Below are 16,857 nucleotides of genomic sequence, written 5' to 3'. Positions count from 1 at the left end.
GGAAGCTGCCGCATCTGTGTCCCGCCTTCCGGAGAAGTGTCCGCGGGTGACGCACCCGCACCGGAATCAACGCGATGAAGCCATTCGGGTTATGGCCGGTACGCATTTCACTCCATCGTGTCCTGGGTACTCCGTACTTCATGACCGATCGTCCGCTGCTCCTCCTCGACGTCGACGGACCCCTCAACCCGTTCCGCTCCCGCCTCTCCGGCCTGCGCGGATACACCAGTCACCGGATGTGGCCCGAGCCCTGGCTCGCCCGCCAGCGGCCCGGTTCGCGACGCGCGCGGCGCGGCGTCCGGGTGCGGCTGCACCCGGACCACGGAGCGCGGCTGACCGCACTCCCGTACGAACTCGCCTGGGCGACCACCTGGATGCACCAGGCGAACGAGATGATCTCCCCGCACGTGGGGCTGCCCGGCGATCTGCCGGTCATCGAGTGGCCGGAACTGTTCGCCCGTGACCCCGACGGTCTCTTCTGGAAGACCCGTCCCCTGCTGGAGTGGGCGGCGGGCCGGCCGTTCGCCTGGGTCGACGACATGTTCACCCACCGGGACCGCGTCTACGCCACGGCCCGCCACGACGCACCCTGCCTGCTGCTGCACGTCGACCCCCGCCGGGGGCTGCGCCCGGCGGACTTCACCGCGCTCACGGAGTGGGCGGACCGCCTGTGACCCCGGCCAGTGCCGCCACCGGGTCGGCGGCCGGGCGGCCCGCCGGCCACCACACGGGCGGGGTGGCCGGCGAGGACTCGTACGGGTACCACAGGCCGTCCCGGCCCAGCCTGAGCTGGCGGCTGCCCGAGGTCAGGTGGTTGCGTTGGGGCCGGAACGCCCCCTCACCCGCCGCCAGCAGCGCGGGACGGGCCCGGTCGAAGGGTCCCGCGGGCGGGTCCCAGGCCTCCTCCAGCACGGTCAGCGCCACCAGCCCGCCCTGCCGCCAGGCCGCGCCGGCCCGGGCCAGCTCCGTGGTGCTCCGGCCGGTGGCCCCGGCCAGCTCGCGGTACAGGCCGCGGGCCGTGCCGGTCAGCCCCGAGGTGGGGTGCGCGGAGGCCAGCCGGGCCGCGTCCTGCCAGGGCGTGAGACCGGCGACCGGGTCCGTGCCGGTGGTGAGCAGCGCGTACGCCCGCACCGCCGCGTCCGTCGCCAGCTGGTCCAGCGCCAGCGGATCCGGGGCGGCCGGATCGTCGGGGCAGCCCGCCGGGTGCCCGGGGGCCGACGGCGGCGGCAACGGCACGGGGAGCGGCGGGAGTTCCCGGGGCGCGAGGGCCGTCCGGGCCAGGACCCCCGGCAGCTCCGGCTCCGCGGCGGGCCGCTCGCGGGCCGCGTGCAGGGCGTTCCGCCGCGAGAGATCCTCCAGGACCTCCCGCTCGCCGCGCCCGCGCAGCAGCAGGAGCACGAACGGGTCCTCGTCCAGCAGCCGGGCCAGGCGGTAGCAGAGCGCGGCCGCGTGCTTGCACGGCGGCCGGGCGAAGTCCGGGCAGGAGCAGTTGGGGATGAGGTCGCCCCGCCCGGGCAGCAGCGCCCCGGACAGCGCCTGCGGCACCTCCCGGTCCAGCAGCGCGGCGAGCTGCCCGGGGTCGGCCGCCACCTCCTCCAGCAGCGCCTCCCACTCCTCGCCGGCGAACGTGGTCAGCGCGAGCGAGGTGCGGTACGGGCGCGGCCTGCTGCCCCGCACGTAGGCCACCACCCGGCCGGGCGTGACGGTCACCGCGTCCACGTGCCCTTCCAGGGCGTACGTACGGCCCCGGGCCAGCCGCGCCGAGTCGCGGGCGCGCTCCTCCAGGGCGGCCACCCAGGCCCGGCCCCACCAGCTCTCGGGCGCCAGACCGGCCGGCAGGGCGTCGAAGGTGCGGCGGCGGTCCTCCCGCGCGGTGGTCACGAGGGCCTCCGCAGGGAGACGAGGTCCGCCAGCTCGGCATCGGTCAGCTCGGTCAGCGCCGCCTCGCCGTGGCCGAGCACGGCGTCGGCCAGCGCCCGCTTGGCCTCCAGGAGCTCCGCGATCCGGTCCTCGACGGTGCCCTCGGCGACCAGCCGGTGCACCTGCACCGGCTGGGTCTGCCCGATGCGGTACGCGCGGTCGGTGGCCTGCTCCTCGACGGCCGGGTTCCACCACCGGTCGTAGTGGACGACGTGCCCGGCCCGGGTGAGGTTCAGGCCCGTCCCCGCCGCCTTGAGGGAGAGCAGGAACACCGGCACCTCACCGGACTGGAAGCGGTCCACCAGCTCCTCGCGGCGCGCCACCGGAGTGCCGCCGTGGAGCAGCTGGGCGCTCACCCCCCGGGCCTCCAGGTGGGCGGCGAGGATCCGGGCCATCGTCACGTACTGCGTGAACACCAGCACCGAGGCGCCCTCGGCCAGGATGGTGTCGAGGAGTTCGTCGAGCAGCGCCAGCTTCCCCGAGCGGTGCGCGATGCGCGGCCGCTCCTCCTTCAGGAACTGCGCCGGGTGGTTGCAGATCTGCTTGAGCGAGCCCAGCAGCTTCATGACCAGGCCGCGTCGCGCGATGCCCTCGCTCGCCTCGATGAGCGCCATCGTCTCCTGCACGGTCGCCTGGTAGAGCGAGGCCTGCTCGCGGGTGAGCGGCACCGGGTGGTCGGTCTCCGTCTTCGGCGGCAGCTCGGGGGCGATGCCCGGGTCCGATTTCCTGCGGCGCAGCAGGAAGGGCCGCACCAGGCGGGCCAGCCGGGCCACCGCGTCCTCGTGCCCCGGGTTCTCGTCCTGCTCGGCGGCGCGCGCGTGCCGGGCGCGGAACGTGGTGAGCGGGCCCAGCAGGCCGGGCGTCGTCCAGTCGAGCAGCGCCCACAGCTCGGAGAGGTTGTTCTCGACCGGGGTGCCGGTCAGCGCCACCCGGGCCGGGGCCGGGATCGTGCGGAGCGCCCGGGCCGTGGCCGCGTGCGGGTTCTTCACGTGCTGCGCCTCGTCGGCCACCACCAGGCCCCAGCCCACCGCCGCCAGCCGCTCCGCGCTCGCGCGCATGGTGCCGTACGTGGTCAGGACGAAGCCGCCGTCCAGCCCCTCCAGGCTGCGCCCGGCGCCGTGGTACCGGCGCACCGGCACGCCGGGGGCGAACCGCTCGATCTCCCGCTGCCAGTTGCCGAGCAGCGAGGCGGGGCAAACCACCAGGGTGGGCTCCGGGCGGGCCCGGTGCAGGTGGAGGGCGATCAGGGTGACCGTCTTGCCCAGGCCCATGTCGTCGGCCAGGCAGCCGCCCAGGCCGAGGGAGGTCATCAGGTCGAGCCAGGCCAGTCCGCGGCCCTGGTACTCGCGCAGCGTTGCCTTGAGCCCGGACGGCTCCGGCAGCGGCGCGAGGTCGGCCGTCAGCCGCGTGCGCAGGGCGGCGAGCGCCCCGACGGGCACGGCGGGCACCGGCCCGCCCTCGGTCTCCACGGTGCCGGAGAGGGCCGCCGCGAGCGCGTCCACCGGGTCGAGGAGACCCAGCTGCCGCTTGCGGGCCTTGCGTACGAGATCGGGGTCGACCCGCACCCACTGGTCGCGCAGCCGCACGACCGGGCGGTGCGCCTGGGCCAGGGCGTCCATCTCGCCGGGGGTGAGGCGGTCGCCGCCGAGCGCGATCTCCCACTCGAAGGAGAACAGCTCCTGCGCGTCGAAGAACGAGGTGCCGTCCGCTGCCGAGCCGGGCGCGGTCCGGCCCCGCAGGACGGCCGTCGCACTGAGGGTGCGGGCCAGCTCGCGGGGCCAGTGCACGAGCACCCCGGCCGCCGCGAGCCGGGTCGCCGCCACGCCGAGCAGTTCCTCCAGCTCGGGGTCCGACAGCGCCAGGACGTCCGGGGCGGGCTGGTCGAGCAGCCGCAGCAGCGGCGGCCAGACCCGGCCGGCCCGGCGCAGGGCCAGCACCGCGTCGATCCTGGCCCGGGGGCCGAAGGCGTCGGCGGCGCGGCCGGCCCACAGCAGGCCCGCGTCCGTGACCAGCGTCGGGTCGGCCAGGCTGTGCACCTGCACGACGGCCGCCCCGGCGCGCCTGAGGTGCCGGCGCGCGGTGGCCGCACGGTCGGTCCCGGGGCCGGCGCCGGCCGTGCCGTCCTGCCCCGGGGCGCCCGCCCGACCGGCGTCGGCGGTCTCGTCCACCGGGTCCTGCACAAGCTCCTCCGCCGCGTCCTGCGCCGGCTCCTCCGCCGGGTCGAAGAGGCCGTACGCGGACAGGTCGAGCCGCAGCGAGATGCCGACTCCGGCGTCGGCGCCCGCCGCCACCCGGGCCGCCCACTCGCGCATACCCGGCACGTGCTGCGGCTCCCTGGCCGCGAACGGGGCGCCGAAGGCGTGGGCTGCGGCAGGCGTGCGCGGGAGGGCGTCGGCGACGGCGTCCAGGAACGCCCGCACCAGCGCCTCCGGCTCCGGCAGCCGGAGCGGACGGCGGCCCGGGAGGGGGGCGGCGTGCCCCTCGTACGGCATGGCGGCGGCGACCGCGCGCAGGTGCGCCACGTCGTCCGCGTCCAGCGGCCCGGCCCGCCAGGCGTCCTGGTCCTCGGCCGTCAGACCGGGCAGCAGCCGGCCGGACGCGGCCAGCCGCAGGGCGTGCAGGGCGGCCGCGCCCCAGCAGCGCGCCGCGGGGTGCGCGGCCGGGTCGTGCCGGGCGCGGGCCAGCAGCGGGAGCGCCTCGTCGACCGGCAGCAGGACGGCCGGCACGGAACGGCTCCGGGCACCCGAGCCGTGCGGCACGACGACGGTGAGGGCGCCGGACGCCCCGGGCGGCGGCTCCCCGCCCGGGGACCAGAAGGCGACCCGCCCCTCGCGGGGCACGGCCGCGGGCAGGAAGGTGGCCGCCGCGAACCGCAGTGCGTCTGCCACGGGGCCTCCCTCCCGGTCTCCTCGGCCGCCCGCCGGGCCCCTACCCGGCAGTCACAACCCTTGTCAGCCGAGTCTAGGCCGGACCACCGACAGCCGGCTGACCTGCGAATACGGAAGATCACCGACCGTCGGCCGGGAGTCGGTCCGAGCGGGCCGGGCCCAGCGGGGTGGACCTGGCCGAGCGGGCCAGGCCGAGCCGGGCCGGGCCAGGCCGAGCGGGGCAAGCCGGGCCGAGCCGAGCAGGGCGGGCCGGGCCGAGCGGGCGGGCCCGGCCCGGGGCCGGGGGGGTCAGCCCCGGGACCAGCGGCCGAGTTCGCTCGCGAAGCCGTAGGTGGGGCGGGAGTTGGCCGCACTGGTCCGGAAGGGGCCCCCGTCGGCGCCCACCCGGGTGGTGCCGGACCGGCCGCCGGCGCTCCAGCGCAGTTCCAGGTACCAGTCGCAGTCGCAGCCGCTGGTCGCGGCCTCCACCCGCAGCACGGCCGGGTCGTCCCCGGAGATCCGCAGCGGCAGCGTCGGCGCCGGGATCTCGTGTTCGCCGTCGTGCCCGGAGACCGGGCGGGCCAGCGGGCGCGGGGCGTCGAGGTTCACGGCGAAGTGCGCGGGCGTGAGCGCGCCCCCGCACCCCTGGGACATCGTGTACACGTTCCAGGCCAGCGGCGCCCGCCGGTGCGCCACCCGCACGTGCACCGCCTGGAGCACCACCGGCCCGGCGCCCTTGCCGGCCAGCGTGACCTCCACGATCTGGTCCTTGGCGTGTACGGCCCGCTGCGCGGCGGCCCACCCCTCGGCGTCCTGCTCCACCGGCGGCGGCGCCATCTCCGCGGGCCCCCGGGCGCTGAGGTAGGCGTGGTCACAGCCGTTGGCCCAGACGTGCGAGCGGACCGAGACGGCCAGCGGATCGCCCGCCGGCACCCCGGCGGGCGAGGTCCTCGGCGCCGGGGAGGAGGGGGTGGCGGTGGGCGAGGCACTCGCACCGGGGGTGCCGGTCGCGGTGGGGGTGGCGGTCGAGGCAGCCGGGCTCGGCGACGGGGACGCCGCCGGGCTCGTGCCCGTACCGGCCCCGCCGCGCGCCACGGCGCCGTACGTGCTCCCGGCCGGCCGTCCGGCGTCGCCGCCGGAGCCGTCCGGGAGGGTGGCCGCCAGCGCCACCACCGCGGCGATCCCGGCCGCGGCACCGGCCGCCGCCGCTCCGACGGCCCGCCTCCTGCGGTACCACGGGGCCGGCACCGCGGGATCACCCGTCCCGCTCTCCGGGCCGCCGGCATCCCCGTCCCGCCCGGCGGCGGGGCCGCCGGCCGCGGCTCCGGGCCGGATGCCGAAGGTACCGGGCAGCTCCGCACCGCCCCCGGTACCGGCGGACACGGCACCCTCGCCGCCTCCGACCGCTCCCGGTACCCCGGCCGCCTCGGCTTCCGCGGCGGGCGCGGCGGAGTCGGTGAACGCGGCGGACGCAGCGGAGCCGGCGGACGCGCCCGGGGAGCCTGCGGACCCGGTGGTCGCGGCGGAGCCGGCGGACGCGGCGGACGCGGCGGTCCCCGCGGACGCGTTCGGTGACGCCGCGGATTCGCCCGCGCCGGAAGCGGGCGGCTTTGAAGGCTCGCCCGGCCCTGCCGTCCCGGCCGCTCCGGCCGGCCCCACCGCTCCGCCCCGCCCGGCCGCCCGGGCCCCGGCGGGACCGGCGGAGCCGACACCACCGCCGGCACCCACCGAACCGGCCGGGCCACCCGAGCTGCCCGCGGCCCCCGCACCACCCGCAGCCGCCTGCCCCGGCGCCGACTCGGCGCGCTGCGCCGCACGGCGGCGGGCGTCGGCCAGCAGCCACGCGCGGTGCAGGTCCAGCGCCTCGCCCTGCCGCGCCCCGCACGCCCGCGCGAAGCGGTCCACGGCCGCGAACTCCGCCGGCATCGCCTCGCCGTTGCAGTAGCGGTGCAGCGTGGACGTACTCGTGTGCAGCTTCCGGGCGAGCGCCCCGTAGCTCAGCCCCGAACGCTCCTTCAGCTCCCGCATCAGGCGCGCGAATTCCTCCGTCTCGCCCGCCCGTTCCGTCCCGCCCACAGCTCCCCCGTCCCGCAAAACCGTTCCATGCCAGGGGCGTTCCCCCAGCTGAAGGCACGTACAGCCGTTCCAGTGTCCCGGATCGCCGACGTTCCGTCGTCAGACACCCCGAGCCCGGGGCACTCTGTCTCCGCAACACGAACACAGACCGAAAACGGGGAGAACCACCATGCTCAAGCGTTCCGTCGCCATCGCCTCGGCGACCGTCGCCATCGCCACCGCCGCCGGGCTCGCCGGGCCCGCCGCCCTCGCCGACACCTCCGGCGCACTCGCCGCGGCCCCCGCGGTCACCGCGGCCGCCGCACCCGGCTTCCTCACCGGCCGGGACCTCCCGAAGCACCCCACCTCCCCCTGGTACACCGGCAGGGTGACCAAGGGCCTCCCGGAGTTCCTGCCGTTCTGCCTGGACCGGACGCTGCCGTCCACCGGCGCCTGGCACCGGGTGTTCGGCACGGAGTACGACACCGGCGCCGAGCAGATCTCGGTCCGCGCCGCCTCCTCCACCGCGGCCGCCAAGCTGGCGTCCGCCCTGGAGAAGAAGGTCGCCGCCTGCGCCGCCGACTGGCTGCGCAAGACGCCCGGCGGCACCGCGAGCTGGAACGACTACGGCAAGCTCCGGGTCGAGGAGGGCGCGCACGTCTACGGCGTCCACACCGCGGTCCCGGAGTCCGAGCACGGCGTCCACCTGTTCGGCATCGGCCGGGACGGCGCCACCGTCACGGTCGTCAGCTGGCACCAGATGGGCGACCTCGGCACGGCACCCGTGTCCGCCTTCAAGAAGACGACGGTCACCGCGGTCAACAAGCTCAACCCCTGACCGGCCGGCACCGGGAACCCCCGGGACCGCCGAAGCCGCCGTTCCCGCCCGGCCCGGGGCACCTTGACCCCGGCCCCGCCGGGTAGGAGCGTCGGAGGTGAAGGGCGATGCGAGGCGAGGCGACGGCCATGCGGAGCGGAAACGAACCGGTCAACGCCCGCAGCCCGCTGCGGCTGCGGTTCTGGCTGAGCGTGTGGGGCCTGCTCTGGGCCGGGCTGGGCACGGCGGCGTTCGCCCTCGTCGGCCGGCCCGGCTGGGCCGCCGCCTGCGGGGTGCTGCTGCTCCTCGCGGCCGTGGACCTGACGATGATCGTCCGGCACATCCACCAGGGGCCGCACTACCAGCCGGGCCCCGACGTCCCGCCCTACGAGCCCGACCACGGCAACCGCTGACGCCACGGGCGCGCCGGCCGGCCCCCGGCGGCCGCCACCCGCCGTGCAGGCCTCCAGGGCCTCCCGGAGCGGTGGCGGCTCACTCGTCGAAGCGCGCCGCCGCCAGGTACTCGGGCTGTGGGTCCAGTGCGGCGGCGAGCCGGAAGTGCCGGCGGGCCCGCTCGTGCTTGCCCGCCCGCTCGCAGGTGCGGGCCAGCGCGAAGTGCGCGAAGGCGTTGTCCGGCTCCCGCTCCAGCACGAGCTCGAACTCCAGCTCCGCCGGCCGCAGTTGCGCGGCGGCGAAGAAGGCTCGGGCGCGCAGGAGGCGGGCCGCCGTGTTCTCGGGGTGGGCGGCTATGACCGAGTCGAGGAGTCTCACGGCGCCGCGCGGGTCACGCGCCGCCAGCAGCTGCTCGGCCGCGCGGTAGTCGATCACGTGGGTTGCCGGACTGCTGTGCAGGCTCTCGGACACGGTCACTTCCTTCCCTCGGCGAAGGCGTACGACGCCCCCGCACCCCGCGTATTTCCGTTCAGCGGCCGCAAGGAACCCGGAGGGGGCCCCGACCGCACCCGGACGGAACCCGGAGAGACCCGGAACGCGCCCGGAGCGAACCCAGAACCAGGGAACCCCCGGCCTACCCCTTCTCGCCCGCCCGCGCCGTCAGGTCCTCCCACACCTTGCGGACCTGCGGCTCCAGGGCCTCCAGCGGCCCGTCGTTGTCGATCACCAGCGTGGCCACGGCCAGCCGCTGCTCCCGGCCGGCCTGTGCGGCCATCCGGGCCCGTGCCTCCTCCTCGGCCATCCCCCGCAGGGCGGTCAGCCGCGCCAGTTGGGTCTCGGGGGAGGCGTCCACCACGACCACCAGGTCGTACAGCGGCGCGAGCCCGTTCTCCGTCAGCAGCGGTACGTCGTGCACGACGATGGCATCGGGCCCCGCGGCGGCCTCCAGCTCCGCGGAGCGGGCCCCGACCAGCGGGTGGACGATGCCGTTGAGCGTACGGAGCTTGTCCTGGTCGGCGAAGACCACCGAGCCGAGCTTCGGCCGGTCCAGGCTGCCGTCCGGGGCCAGCACCGACTCCCCGAAGGCCTCGACGATCGCCGCGAGACCCGGCGTACCGGGCTCCACGACCTCCCGCGCGATCCGGTCCGCGTCGACGACCACCGCCCCGTACCCCGCCAGCAGCCGCGAGACCTCGCTCTTGCCGGCACCGATTCCGCCCGTCAGGCCCACTTTCAGCATGGGCGGCAGCTTAGACCGACGGCCCGGGACACCCCAGGGCGGCCACCGGAAACCCCGCCCGGCCCCGGAGGAACCCGGGGTTCCACCCCGGCGACACCCCGGATCCACCCCGCCGCCCCCCGCCGGCCGTCGCCGTCCGTCAGCCGTCGCCCTCCCGCTCCGCGAGGAAGCGCTCGAACTCCCGTCCGATCTCGTCCGCCGACGGGATCTCGGCGGGCTCGGCGATCATGTTGCCGCGGGTCTCGGCACCCGCCGCCGCGTCGTACTGGTGCTCCAGGCCCTGCACCAGCGCGACCAGCTCGTCGTCGCCCTCCCGGATCTGCCGGTCGATCTCCGTCTGCGTCCGGTGCGCCTCGGTGCGCAGCGCGTGCGCGACGCCCGGCAGCACCAGACCGGTCGCCGCCGTGATCGCCTCCAGGGCGGTCAGCGCGGCGTCCGGGTACGGGGAGCGGGCGATGTAGTGCGGTACGTGCGCGGCGACGCCCAGGACGTCGTGGCCGGCCTGCGCGAGGCGGTACTCCAGCAGCGACTCCGCGCTGCCGGGCACCTGCGCCTCGTCGAACGGGCTGGTGTGGCCCGGCATGAGGTCGGTGCGGTTGCCGTGCGGCGTGAGGCCGACCGGACGGGTGTGCGGCACGCCCATGGGGATGCCGTGGAAGTTCACGGAGAGCCGTACGCCGAGCCGCTCGACGACCTGCTGCACGGCCTTGGCGAAGCGCTCCCACTCCACGTCCGGCTCGGGGCCGGAGAGCAGCAGGAACGGCGCCCCGGTGGCGTCCTGGACCAGCCGGACGTCCAGCGTGGGGGCGTCGAAGGCGGTCCAGCGGTCGCGCTGGAAGGTGAGCAGCGGGCGGCGGGCCCGGTAGTCGACCAGCCGGTCGGCGTCGAAGCGGGCGACGACCTGGTGCGGCAGGGTGTCGAGCAGCCGCTCGACGATCTGCTCGCCGGTCTCGCCTGCGTCGATGTACCCGTCGAAGTGGTAGAGCATGACCAGTCCGGCGGAGTCCTGCGTGAGTGCCAGGTCGACCACCGCCAGGCCCTTGGCGTCCCACTCGTACAAATCCTGCGGATCAAGCACGGTTACCACTCCTCCTCGCGTTCACAGCGAAGAACGTCCGTACAGCCGTGACCATTCCCCGCCCCGGAAACGCGGTAAGGCCCGCCCCCCGGAGGGGACGGGCCTTACCGTTTCAGCTTCCGGTCAGCGACCGTGCGGCTGCGCTGCGATCAGCTCTGGCCGCCGGCCAGCTTCTCGCGGAGCGCGGCCAGGGCCTCGTCGGAGGCCAGGGCGCCCGCGGTGTCGTCCGACTCCGAGGAGTACGAACCACCGGAGACGGCACCGGCACCGGCACCGGCCGGGGCCTCGCCACCCTCGGCGGCGGCAGCGGCGTCGGCCTCGCGGCTCTTGATGACCTGCGCCTGGTGCTGCTCGAAGCGGACCTGCGCCTCGGCGTACTGGCGCTCCCACTCCTCGCGCTGCTTCTCGAAGCCCTCGAGCCAGTCGTTGGTCTCGGGGTCGAAGCCCTCGGGGTAGATGTAGTTGCCCTGGTCGTCGTAGGACGCGGCCATGCCGTACAGGGTCGGGTCGAACTCGACCGAGGCCGGGTCGGCACCGAAGGACTCGTTGGCCTGCTTCAGCGAGAGGCTGATGCGACGACGCTCGAGGTCGATGTCGATGACCTTGACGAAGATCTCGTCGTTGACCTGGACGACCTGCTCCGGGATCTCCACGTGACGCTCGGCCAGCTCGGAGATGTGGACCAGACCCTCGATGCCCTCGTCCACGCGGACGAACGCACCGAACGGAACCAGCTTCGTGACCTTACCCGGGACGACCTGGCCGATCTGGTGGGTACGGGCGAACTGCTGCCACGGGTCCTCCTGGGTCGCCTTCAGCGACAGGGAGACGCGCTCGCGGTCCATGTCCACGTCGAGAACCTCGACGGTGACCTCCTGGCCGACCTCGACGACCTCGGACGGGTGGTCGATGTGCTTCCAGGACAGCTCGGAAACGTGGACCAGACCGTCGACGCCACCCAGGTCCACGAAGGCACCGAAGTTGACGATCGAGGAGACGACGCCGGAGCGGACCTGACCCTTCTGCAGGGTGGTGAGGAACGTCTGGCGGACCTCGGACTGGGTCTGCTCGAGCCAGGCGCGGCGGGACAGGACCACGTTGTTGCGGTTCTTGTCCAGCTCGATGATCTTGGCCTCGAGCTCCTTGCCCACGTAGGGCTGGAGGTCGCGGACACGGCGCATCTCGACCAGGGAGGCCGGGAGGAAGCCGCGGAGGCCGATGTCGAGGATGAGACCACCCTTGACGACCTCGATGACGGTACCGGTGACGATGCCGTCCTCTTCCTTGATCTTCTCGATGGTGCCCCAGGCGCGCTCGTACTGGGCACGCTTCTTCGAGAGGATCAGGCGGCCTTCCTTGTCCTCCTTCTGGAGAACCAGGGCCTCGATCTCGTCGCCGACCTTGACGACCTCGTTCGGGTCGACGTCGTGCTTGATCGAGAGCTCGCGGCTCGGGATGACGCCTTCGGTCTTGTAGCCGATGTCGAGCAGGACCTCGTCCCGGTCGACCTTCACGATGACGCCGTCGACGATGTCGCCGTCGTTGAAGTACTTGATCGTCTCGTCGATCGCGGCGAGGAAGGCTTCCTCGTTACCGATGTCGTTGACCGCAACCTGCGGAGTGGTGGCGGTGGTCTCGGTGCTGCTCGTCATGTGGGAAAGGGCTCCGGTACGGACATGAAGTCGTAGGTACTGCTACGCCGGGAGCCGTTGTCGCGTCTGCGTAAGCCGGACAGCCAAGGAGGCCCTGGATCCACGGAACGTGGAGGGTCTCGAAAACCGAGGGGTTGCAACAGATGCGAGCGCAGCCTGCTAGGTCTGAGGAGCGCAGGCTCGCAGCGCAACTTGTAGCATACGGGGGCAGCCGGGCAGGGTCAATGCGCGAAGGCGGACACCCGGGGCGCAACACCGCACTCCCGGCACAACTTCTGTGCAGACAAGCCGTCCAGCTGTTTGCGAAGACTACGACGACGGGCCCGATGAACCAAGAGGACGACATCGCCGAAGGCGTGTACGACGCCGAAGGTGACGCATACGACGACGCCGCGGCCACGCGCCGTGACGCGGACGACGCGGAGAGCAGCAGCGCCAGCCGCGGCTGGTGGGACCGGAACGCGGACGAGTACCAGAGCGAGCACGGCGGCTTCCTGGGCGACGACCGCTTCGTCTGGGGTCCGGAGGGCCTGGACGAGGCGGACGCCGCCCTGCTGGGCCCCGCCTCCTCCCTCAAGGGCCTCGCCGTCCTGGAGATCGGCGCGGGCGCGGCCCAGTGCTCCCGCTGGCTGGCCGCCCAGGGCGCCCGCCCGGTGGCCCTGGACCTCTCCCACCGGCAGCTCCAGCACTCGCTGCGGATCGACGGCGGTGCGGTGCCGCTGGTCGAGGCGGACGCCGGCGCGCTGCCCTTCCGCGACGGCTCCTTCGACCTCGCGTGCTCCGCGTACGGCGCCGTCCCGTTCGTGGCCGACCCGGTGAAGGTCTTCCGCGAGGTGCACCGGGTACTGCGCCCGGGCGGCCGCTGGGTCTTCTCCGTCACCCACCCGATCCGCTGGGCGTTCCCCGACGAGCCGGGCCCAGAGGGCCTGTCCGTCGCCGCCTCGTACTTCGACCGCACCCCGTACGTCGAGCAGGACGAGCAGGGCCGCGCCGTGTACGTCGAGCACCACCGCACCCTGGGCGACCGGGTCCGGGAGATCACCGCGGGCGGCTTCCGCCTGGTGGACCTGGTGGAGCCCGAGTGGCCGGCGTGGAACACGCAGGAGTGGGGCGGCTGGTCCCCGCTGCGCGGCAACCTGATCCCGGGCACCGCGGTCTTCGTCTGCGAGAAGGCCTGACCTTGGTGCGGGGGGACGCGCTCGACGCGCTGCCGGTACGGGAGGCCGTGCCGGCGCTGACCGCCGCGCTGGACGCGCACGGCACGGCCGTGCTGTGCGCGCCGCCGGGGACCGGCAAGACGACGCTGGTGCCGCTGGTGCTGGCGGGGCTGGTGGGGGGTGCTGCGCCGCGCCGCGTGGTGGTGGCCGAGCCCCGCCGGATCGCGGCCCGCGCGGCGGCCCGCCGGATGGCCTGGCTGCTGGGCGAGGGCGTGGGCGGCTCGGTGGGCTTCAGCGTGCGCGGGGAGCGCGTGGTGGGGCGGGACACCCGGGTCGAGGTGGTCACCACCGGGGTGCTGCTCCAGCGGCTGCAGCGGGACCAGGAACTGTCCGGCGTGGACGTGGTGGTGCTGGACGAGTGCCACGAGCGGCACCTGGACGCCGACACCGTCGCCGCGTTCCTGCTGGACGTACGGGCCGCGCTGCGGCCGGAGCTGCGGCTGGTGGCCGCGTCGGCGACCACCGACGCCGCCGGCTGGGCGCGGCTGCTGGGGGACGCGCCCGTGGTGGAGGCCGCCGGTACGGCGTACCCCGTGGAGGTGGTGTGGGCTCCCCCATCCGGGCCGGTCCGGCCCCCGCACGGGATGCGGGTGGACCCGGCGCAGCTGGCGCACGTGGCGGCCACGGTGCGCAGGGCGCTGGCGGAGCGGTCCGGTGACCTGCTGTGCTTCCTGCCGGGGGTCGGGGAGATCGCGCGGGTGGCGGGGCTGCTGGCCGGGGTGGACGCCGAGGTGCTGCAGGTGCACGGCCGGGCGCCGGGCGCGGTGCAGGACGCGGTGCTGGCCGGTGGCGCGGGGCGGCGCCGGGTGATCCTGGCGACCTCCGTGGCGGAGTCATCCCTGACCGTGCCGGGCGTGCGGGTGGTGGTCGACTCCGGGCTGGCGCGCGAGCCGCGGGTGGACCACGCCCGCGGGCTGGGCGCGCTGACGACCGTACGGGCCTCGCAGGCGGCGGCCCGCCAGCGCGCGGGGCGTGCCGGGCGTGAGGCGCCGGGCTCGGTGTACCGCTGCTGGGCCGAGGCGGAGCACGGCCGGCTGCCGCTGTTCCCCGCGCCGGAGATCCGGCTGGCCGACCTGACCGCCTTCGCGCTCCAGGCGGCGTGCTGGGGTGATCCCGAGGCGGCCGGTCTGGCGCTGCTCGACCCGCCGCCGGCCGGGGCGATGGCGGCCGCGCGTACCTCCCTGACCTCCCTCGGCGCCCTCGACGCGGCGGGCCGGGTGACCCGCCGGGGCACGGCCATGTCGCGGGCCGGGGTGCACCCCCGGCTGGCGCGGGCACTGCTCGACGGGCCGGCGGAGCTGGGCGGGTCGCGGGAGTCCGCTCGCCGGGTGGCGGAGGTGGTGGCCCTGCTGAGCGAGGAGCCGCCGCGGGATTACGGGGACGACCTGACCGCCGCGTGGCGCGCGGCCCGCGCCGGCACCGACGCGTACGGGGCGCGCTGGCGCGCGGAGGCGAAGCGCCTGGCCAGGACGGCGGAGGCGGCGGCGGCCGGGGACGCGGCCGGGGCGGGATCCTCCGGGGCCGGTGCGGGTTCCGCGGCCGGGACGGCGCGGGGAACGGCCGCCACAGCCGGGCGCGCTGCCGCCGCGGGGTCCGCGGGCGGCGCGGGGCGCGCTGCCGGCGGGGTGCCGGCCGGGGCGGCCGACGACCACGTGGCCGGGCTGGTCGCGGCGCTGGCCTTCCCCGAGCGGGTGGCCCGGGCGCGTACCGCGGGCCAGTACCTGATGGTGTCCGGCACCGGCGCGGTCCTCGGGGAGGGTTCGCGGCTGCGGACGAGTGCCTGGCTGGCGGTGGCGGTGGCCGACCGCGGTGCGGGGTCGGCTGACGCGCGGGTGCGGCTGGCGGCCGTACTGGACGAGGAGACCGCCCGTACCGCGGCCGCGCACCTGTCGGCGGCGGGCGAGGAGGTGCACTGGGAGGCCGGGGACGTGGTCGCCCGGCGCGTGGACCGGCTGGGCGCGGTCGAGCTGACCGTACGCCCCCTGCGGGACGCCGATCCGGGTCTCGTACGGGCGGCCCTGCTGGACGGGCTGCGGTCCGAGGGCCCGGGGCTGCTGCGCTGGACCGACGACTCGCGGGCGCTGCGGCAGCGGCTGGCGTTCCTGCACCGCACCCTCGGGGAGCCGTGGCCCGACGTGTCGGACGGGGCCCTGCTGGACCGGGCGGAGGAGTGGCTGGAGCCGGAGCTGTCCCGGGCCCGGCGGCGTGCGGACCTGGGCCGGATCGACGCGGGCCAGGCGGTGTCCCGGCTGCTGCCGTGGGCGACCGGGGAGGCCGGGCGGCTGGACGCGCTGGCCCCGGAGCGGATCGAGGTGCCCAGCGGCTCGCGGATCCGGGTGGACTACGGGCCGGAGCAGCCGGTGCTTGCGGTGAAGCTTCAGGAGCTGTTCGGGCTGGCGGAGACGCCGCGGGTGGCGGGGGTGCCGGTGCTGGTGCACCTGCTGTCGCCGGCCGGGCGCCCGGCGGCGGTCACGGCGGACCTGGCGTCCTTCTGGCGTGAGGGCTACCGCGCGGTGCGGGCCGAGCTGCGGGGGCGCTACCCGAAGCACCCGTGGCCGGAGGACCCGGCGACGGCCGAGCCCACCCGGCACACCAACGCCCGCCTCAGGCGCTGACGAGTCCTTCGCCGGCGCGGCCGTGGGTCCCGGCGGGGTCCTCGGACCGGCCGCGCCGGGCGCGGGCCTCCAGCCAGAGGGCGAGCGCGAGGAGGCCGGCTCCGGCGAGCGCCAGCCCGGCGGGCGCGTAGGTGTGCAGGGTGAGGACCATCGTCCGGTTCTCGGCGACCAGGTCGACGGTGTGCCTGACGTAGTCCTCGCGCATCTTCACGTGCCCGTCGAAGACCACGAGCCGCTGGTCCGGGGCGTTGCCGGCGAGCTGGCCGCCGCGCAGTTCCTCGGTGTGGACCTCCTCGCCGTTGACCGGGGCGCCGGTGACCGGGTCGACCCAGAACATGCGCTTGGTGGTGTACCAGCGGGAGGTGCCCATGGCGGACTCGATGGCGGCGGGGTCGATGCCGGGGATCGGCATCTTCTTGGGGAAGGGCACCTTGGTCCAGGGGATCGTCTGCTCGAAGTAGTAGACGTCCATGCCGCGGAACGTGCGGGGGCCCACGTAGTGGATGGGCGCGGAGGTGCGGGTCTGCGCGTCGAAGTACAGGTAGTCGCGGGGCTCGGTGAAGAAGGGGAACTTGAACTCGACGCCCTCGCGCCTGACCGGGTCGCCGTCGACCATCTCGCCGGTGGCGTGGACGGGGTCCTGGGTGTGGGCGTCGAAGATGTAGCGCTCGGGGATCTGGGACACCATCTTGCCGTCGGGGCCGACCACGTGGGAGAGGGAGTCCCAGACGACGACGTCGCGGCCGGCGCTGGCCTCGATCTCGCGGGAGCGCTCGACGTTGCCCTTGAGGGTCTGCACGATGGTGATCTTCGGGACCTTCTTGGGCTGGAGGGTGCCGTAGTCGAGGAGGGTGGCGGGCTCCGCCTCCAGGACCACCTCCTGGTACTGGCTCGGCGGGATCTTGGCGAGGCGCGGGAAGAGGTACCAGCGCATCAGGGGCGCGAGGGCCGCGCAGAACACGGCGAGTGCCAGCAGGACGAGGCTCGCTCTGCGTCGCATGAC

Annotated in this window: 13 protein-coding genes; 5 read left to right on the top strand and 8 right to left on the bottom strand. The window is 75.5% G+C overall.

Translation table 11 applies throughout. The features are described from left to right. Nucleotides 1-140: 140 nt before the first annotated feature. The gene (locus tag ACIQUQ_RS08205) at nt 141-674 is read left to right on the top strand and encodes a hypothetical protein (RefSeq protein WP_403972604.1); all 534 of its coding nucleotides are present in this window, start codon (nt 141-143) and stop codon (nt 672-674) included. On the opposite strand, the gene ACIQUQ_RS08200 is transcribed toward ACIQUQ_RS08205, so the two are convergent. From ACIQUQ_RS08200 to ACIQUQ_RS08190, 3 genes are all read right to left on the bottom strand, one after another. Then, complete coding sequence (locus ACIQUQ_RS08200) at nt 649-1,881, bottom strand: SWIM zinc finger family protein (RefSeq protein WP_403972601.1); 1,233 nt, start codon at nt 1,879-1,881, stop codon at nt 649-651. The genes ACIQUQ_RS08205 and ACIQUQ_RS08200 overlap by 26 nt on opposite strands. Next, complete coding sequence (locus ACIQUQ_RS08195) at nt 1,878-4,808, bottom strand: SNF2-related protein (protein WP_403972598.1); 2,931 nt, start codon at nt 4,806-4,808, stop codon at nt 1,878-1,880. The genes ACIQUQ_RS08200 and ACIQUQ_RS08195 overlap by 4 nt, the downstream gene beginning before the upstream one ends. A 288-nt stretch (nt 4,809-5,096) precedes the next feature. Next, nucleotides 5,097-6,863 (bottom strand): helix-turn-helix domain-containing protein, encoded by a 1,767-nt coding sequence (locus ACIQUQ_RS08190; RefSeq protein WP_403972595.1) that lies wholly within the window; start codon nt 6,861-6,863, stop codon nt 5,097-5,099. 169 nt (nt 6,864-7,032) lie between these two features. On the opposite strand from ACIQUQ_RS08190, the gene ACIQUQ_RS08185 reads away from it, so the two are divergent. Beyond that, nucleotides 7,033-7,680: a hypothetical protein gene (locus ACIQUQ_RS08185; protein ID WP_403972593.1), complete on the top strand. Its 648-nt coding sequence runs from the start codon at nt 7,033-7,035 to the stop codon at nt 7,678-7,680. A gap of 128 nt (nt 7,681-7,808) precedes the next feature. Next, entirely contained in the window at nt 7,809-8,072 is a 264-nt protein-coding gene (locus tag ACIQUQ_RS08180) for a DUF6343 family protein (RefSeq protein ID WP_403972591.1), read from the top strand. Nucleotides 8,073-8,151: 79 nt separating this feature from the next. On the opposite strand, the gene ACIQUQ_RS08175 is transcribed toward ACIQUQ_RS08180, so the two are convergent. The 4 genes from ACIQUQ_RS08175 to rpsA all read right to left on the bottom strand — a co-directional run bounded on the left by ACIQUQ_RS08175 (nt 8,152) and on the right by rpsA (nt 12,022). Then, nucleotides 8,152-8,523, bottom strand: a complete 372-nt coding sequence (locus ACIQUQ_RS08175; protein WP_403972589.1) for a tetratricopeptide repeat protein — start codon at nt 8,521-8,523, stop codon at nt 8,152-8,154. 163 nt (nt 8,524-8,686) lie between these two features. Beyond that, complete coding sequence (gene coaE / locus ACIQUQ_RS08170) at nt 8,687-9,292, bottom strand: dephospho-CoA kinase (RefSeq protein ID WP_403972587.1); 606 nt, start codon at nt 9,290-9,292, stop codon at nt 8,687-8,689. Between the two features lie 139 nt (nt 9,293-9,431). After that, nucleotides 9,432-10,370 carry a PAC2 family protein gene (locus ACIQUQ_RS08165; RefSeq protein WP_403972585.1) on the bottom strand — a complete coding sequence of 313 codons (939 nt, stop codon included), beginning with the start codon at nt 10,368-10,370 and terminating at the stop codon, nt 9,432-9,434. 149 nt (nt 10,371-10,519) lie between these two features. After that, nucleotides 10,520-12,022: a 30S ribosomal protein S1 gene (gene rpsA, locus ACIQUQ_RS08160; protein WP_399940078.1), complete on the bottom strand. Its 1,503-nt coding sequence runs from the start codon at nt 12,020-12,022 to the stop codon at nt 10,520-10,522. Nucleotides 12,023-12,348: 326 nt separating this feature from the next. Between rpsA and ACIQUQ_RS08155 the strand changes: the two genes are divergently transcribed. Together ACIQUQ_RS08155 and ACIQUQ_RS08150 are read left to right on the top strand one after the other, a co-directional pair. Continuing rightward, nucleotides 12,349-13,200: a class I SAM-dependent methyltransferase gene (locus ACIQUQ_RS08155; RefSeq protein WP_403972583.1), complete on the top strand. Its 852-nt coding sequence runs from the start codon at nt 12,349-12,351 to the stop codon at nt 13,198-13,200. A 2-nt stretch (nt 13,201-13,202) separates the two neighbouring features. Continuing rightward, entirely contained in the window at nt 13,203-15,854 is a 2,652-nt protein-coding gene (locus ACIQUQ_RS08150) for an ATP-dependent RNA helicase (RefSeq protein WP_403972580.1), read from the top strand. Here ACIQUQ_RS08150 and ACIQUQ_RS08145 read toward each other — a convergent pair. Beyond that, nucleotides 15,844-16,854: a DUF3068 domain-containing protein gene (locus tag ACIQUQ_RS08145; protein ID WP_403972578.1), complete on the bottom strand. Its 1,011-nt coding sequence runs from the start codon at nt 16,852-16,854 to the stop codon at nt 15,844-15,846. The genes ACIQUQ_RS08150 and ACIQUQ_RS08145 overlap by 11 nt on opposite strands. Between the last annotated feature and the right edge of the window lie 3 nt (nt 16,855-16,857).

The organism is Streptomyces sp. NPDC101118 (assembly GCF_044759445.1).
Taxonomy (GTDB): Bacteria; Actinomycetota; Actinomycetes; order Streptomycetales; family Streptomycetaceae; genus Streptomyces.
The sequence above is the reverse complement of the archived record's forward strand: the minus strand, read 5'-3'. Positions and strand labels throughout refer to the sequence as shown.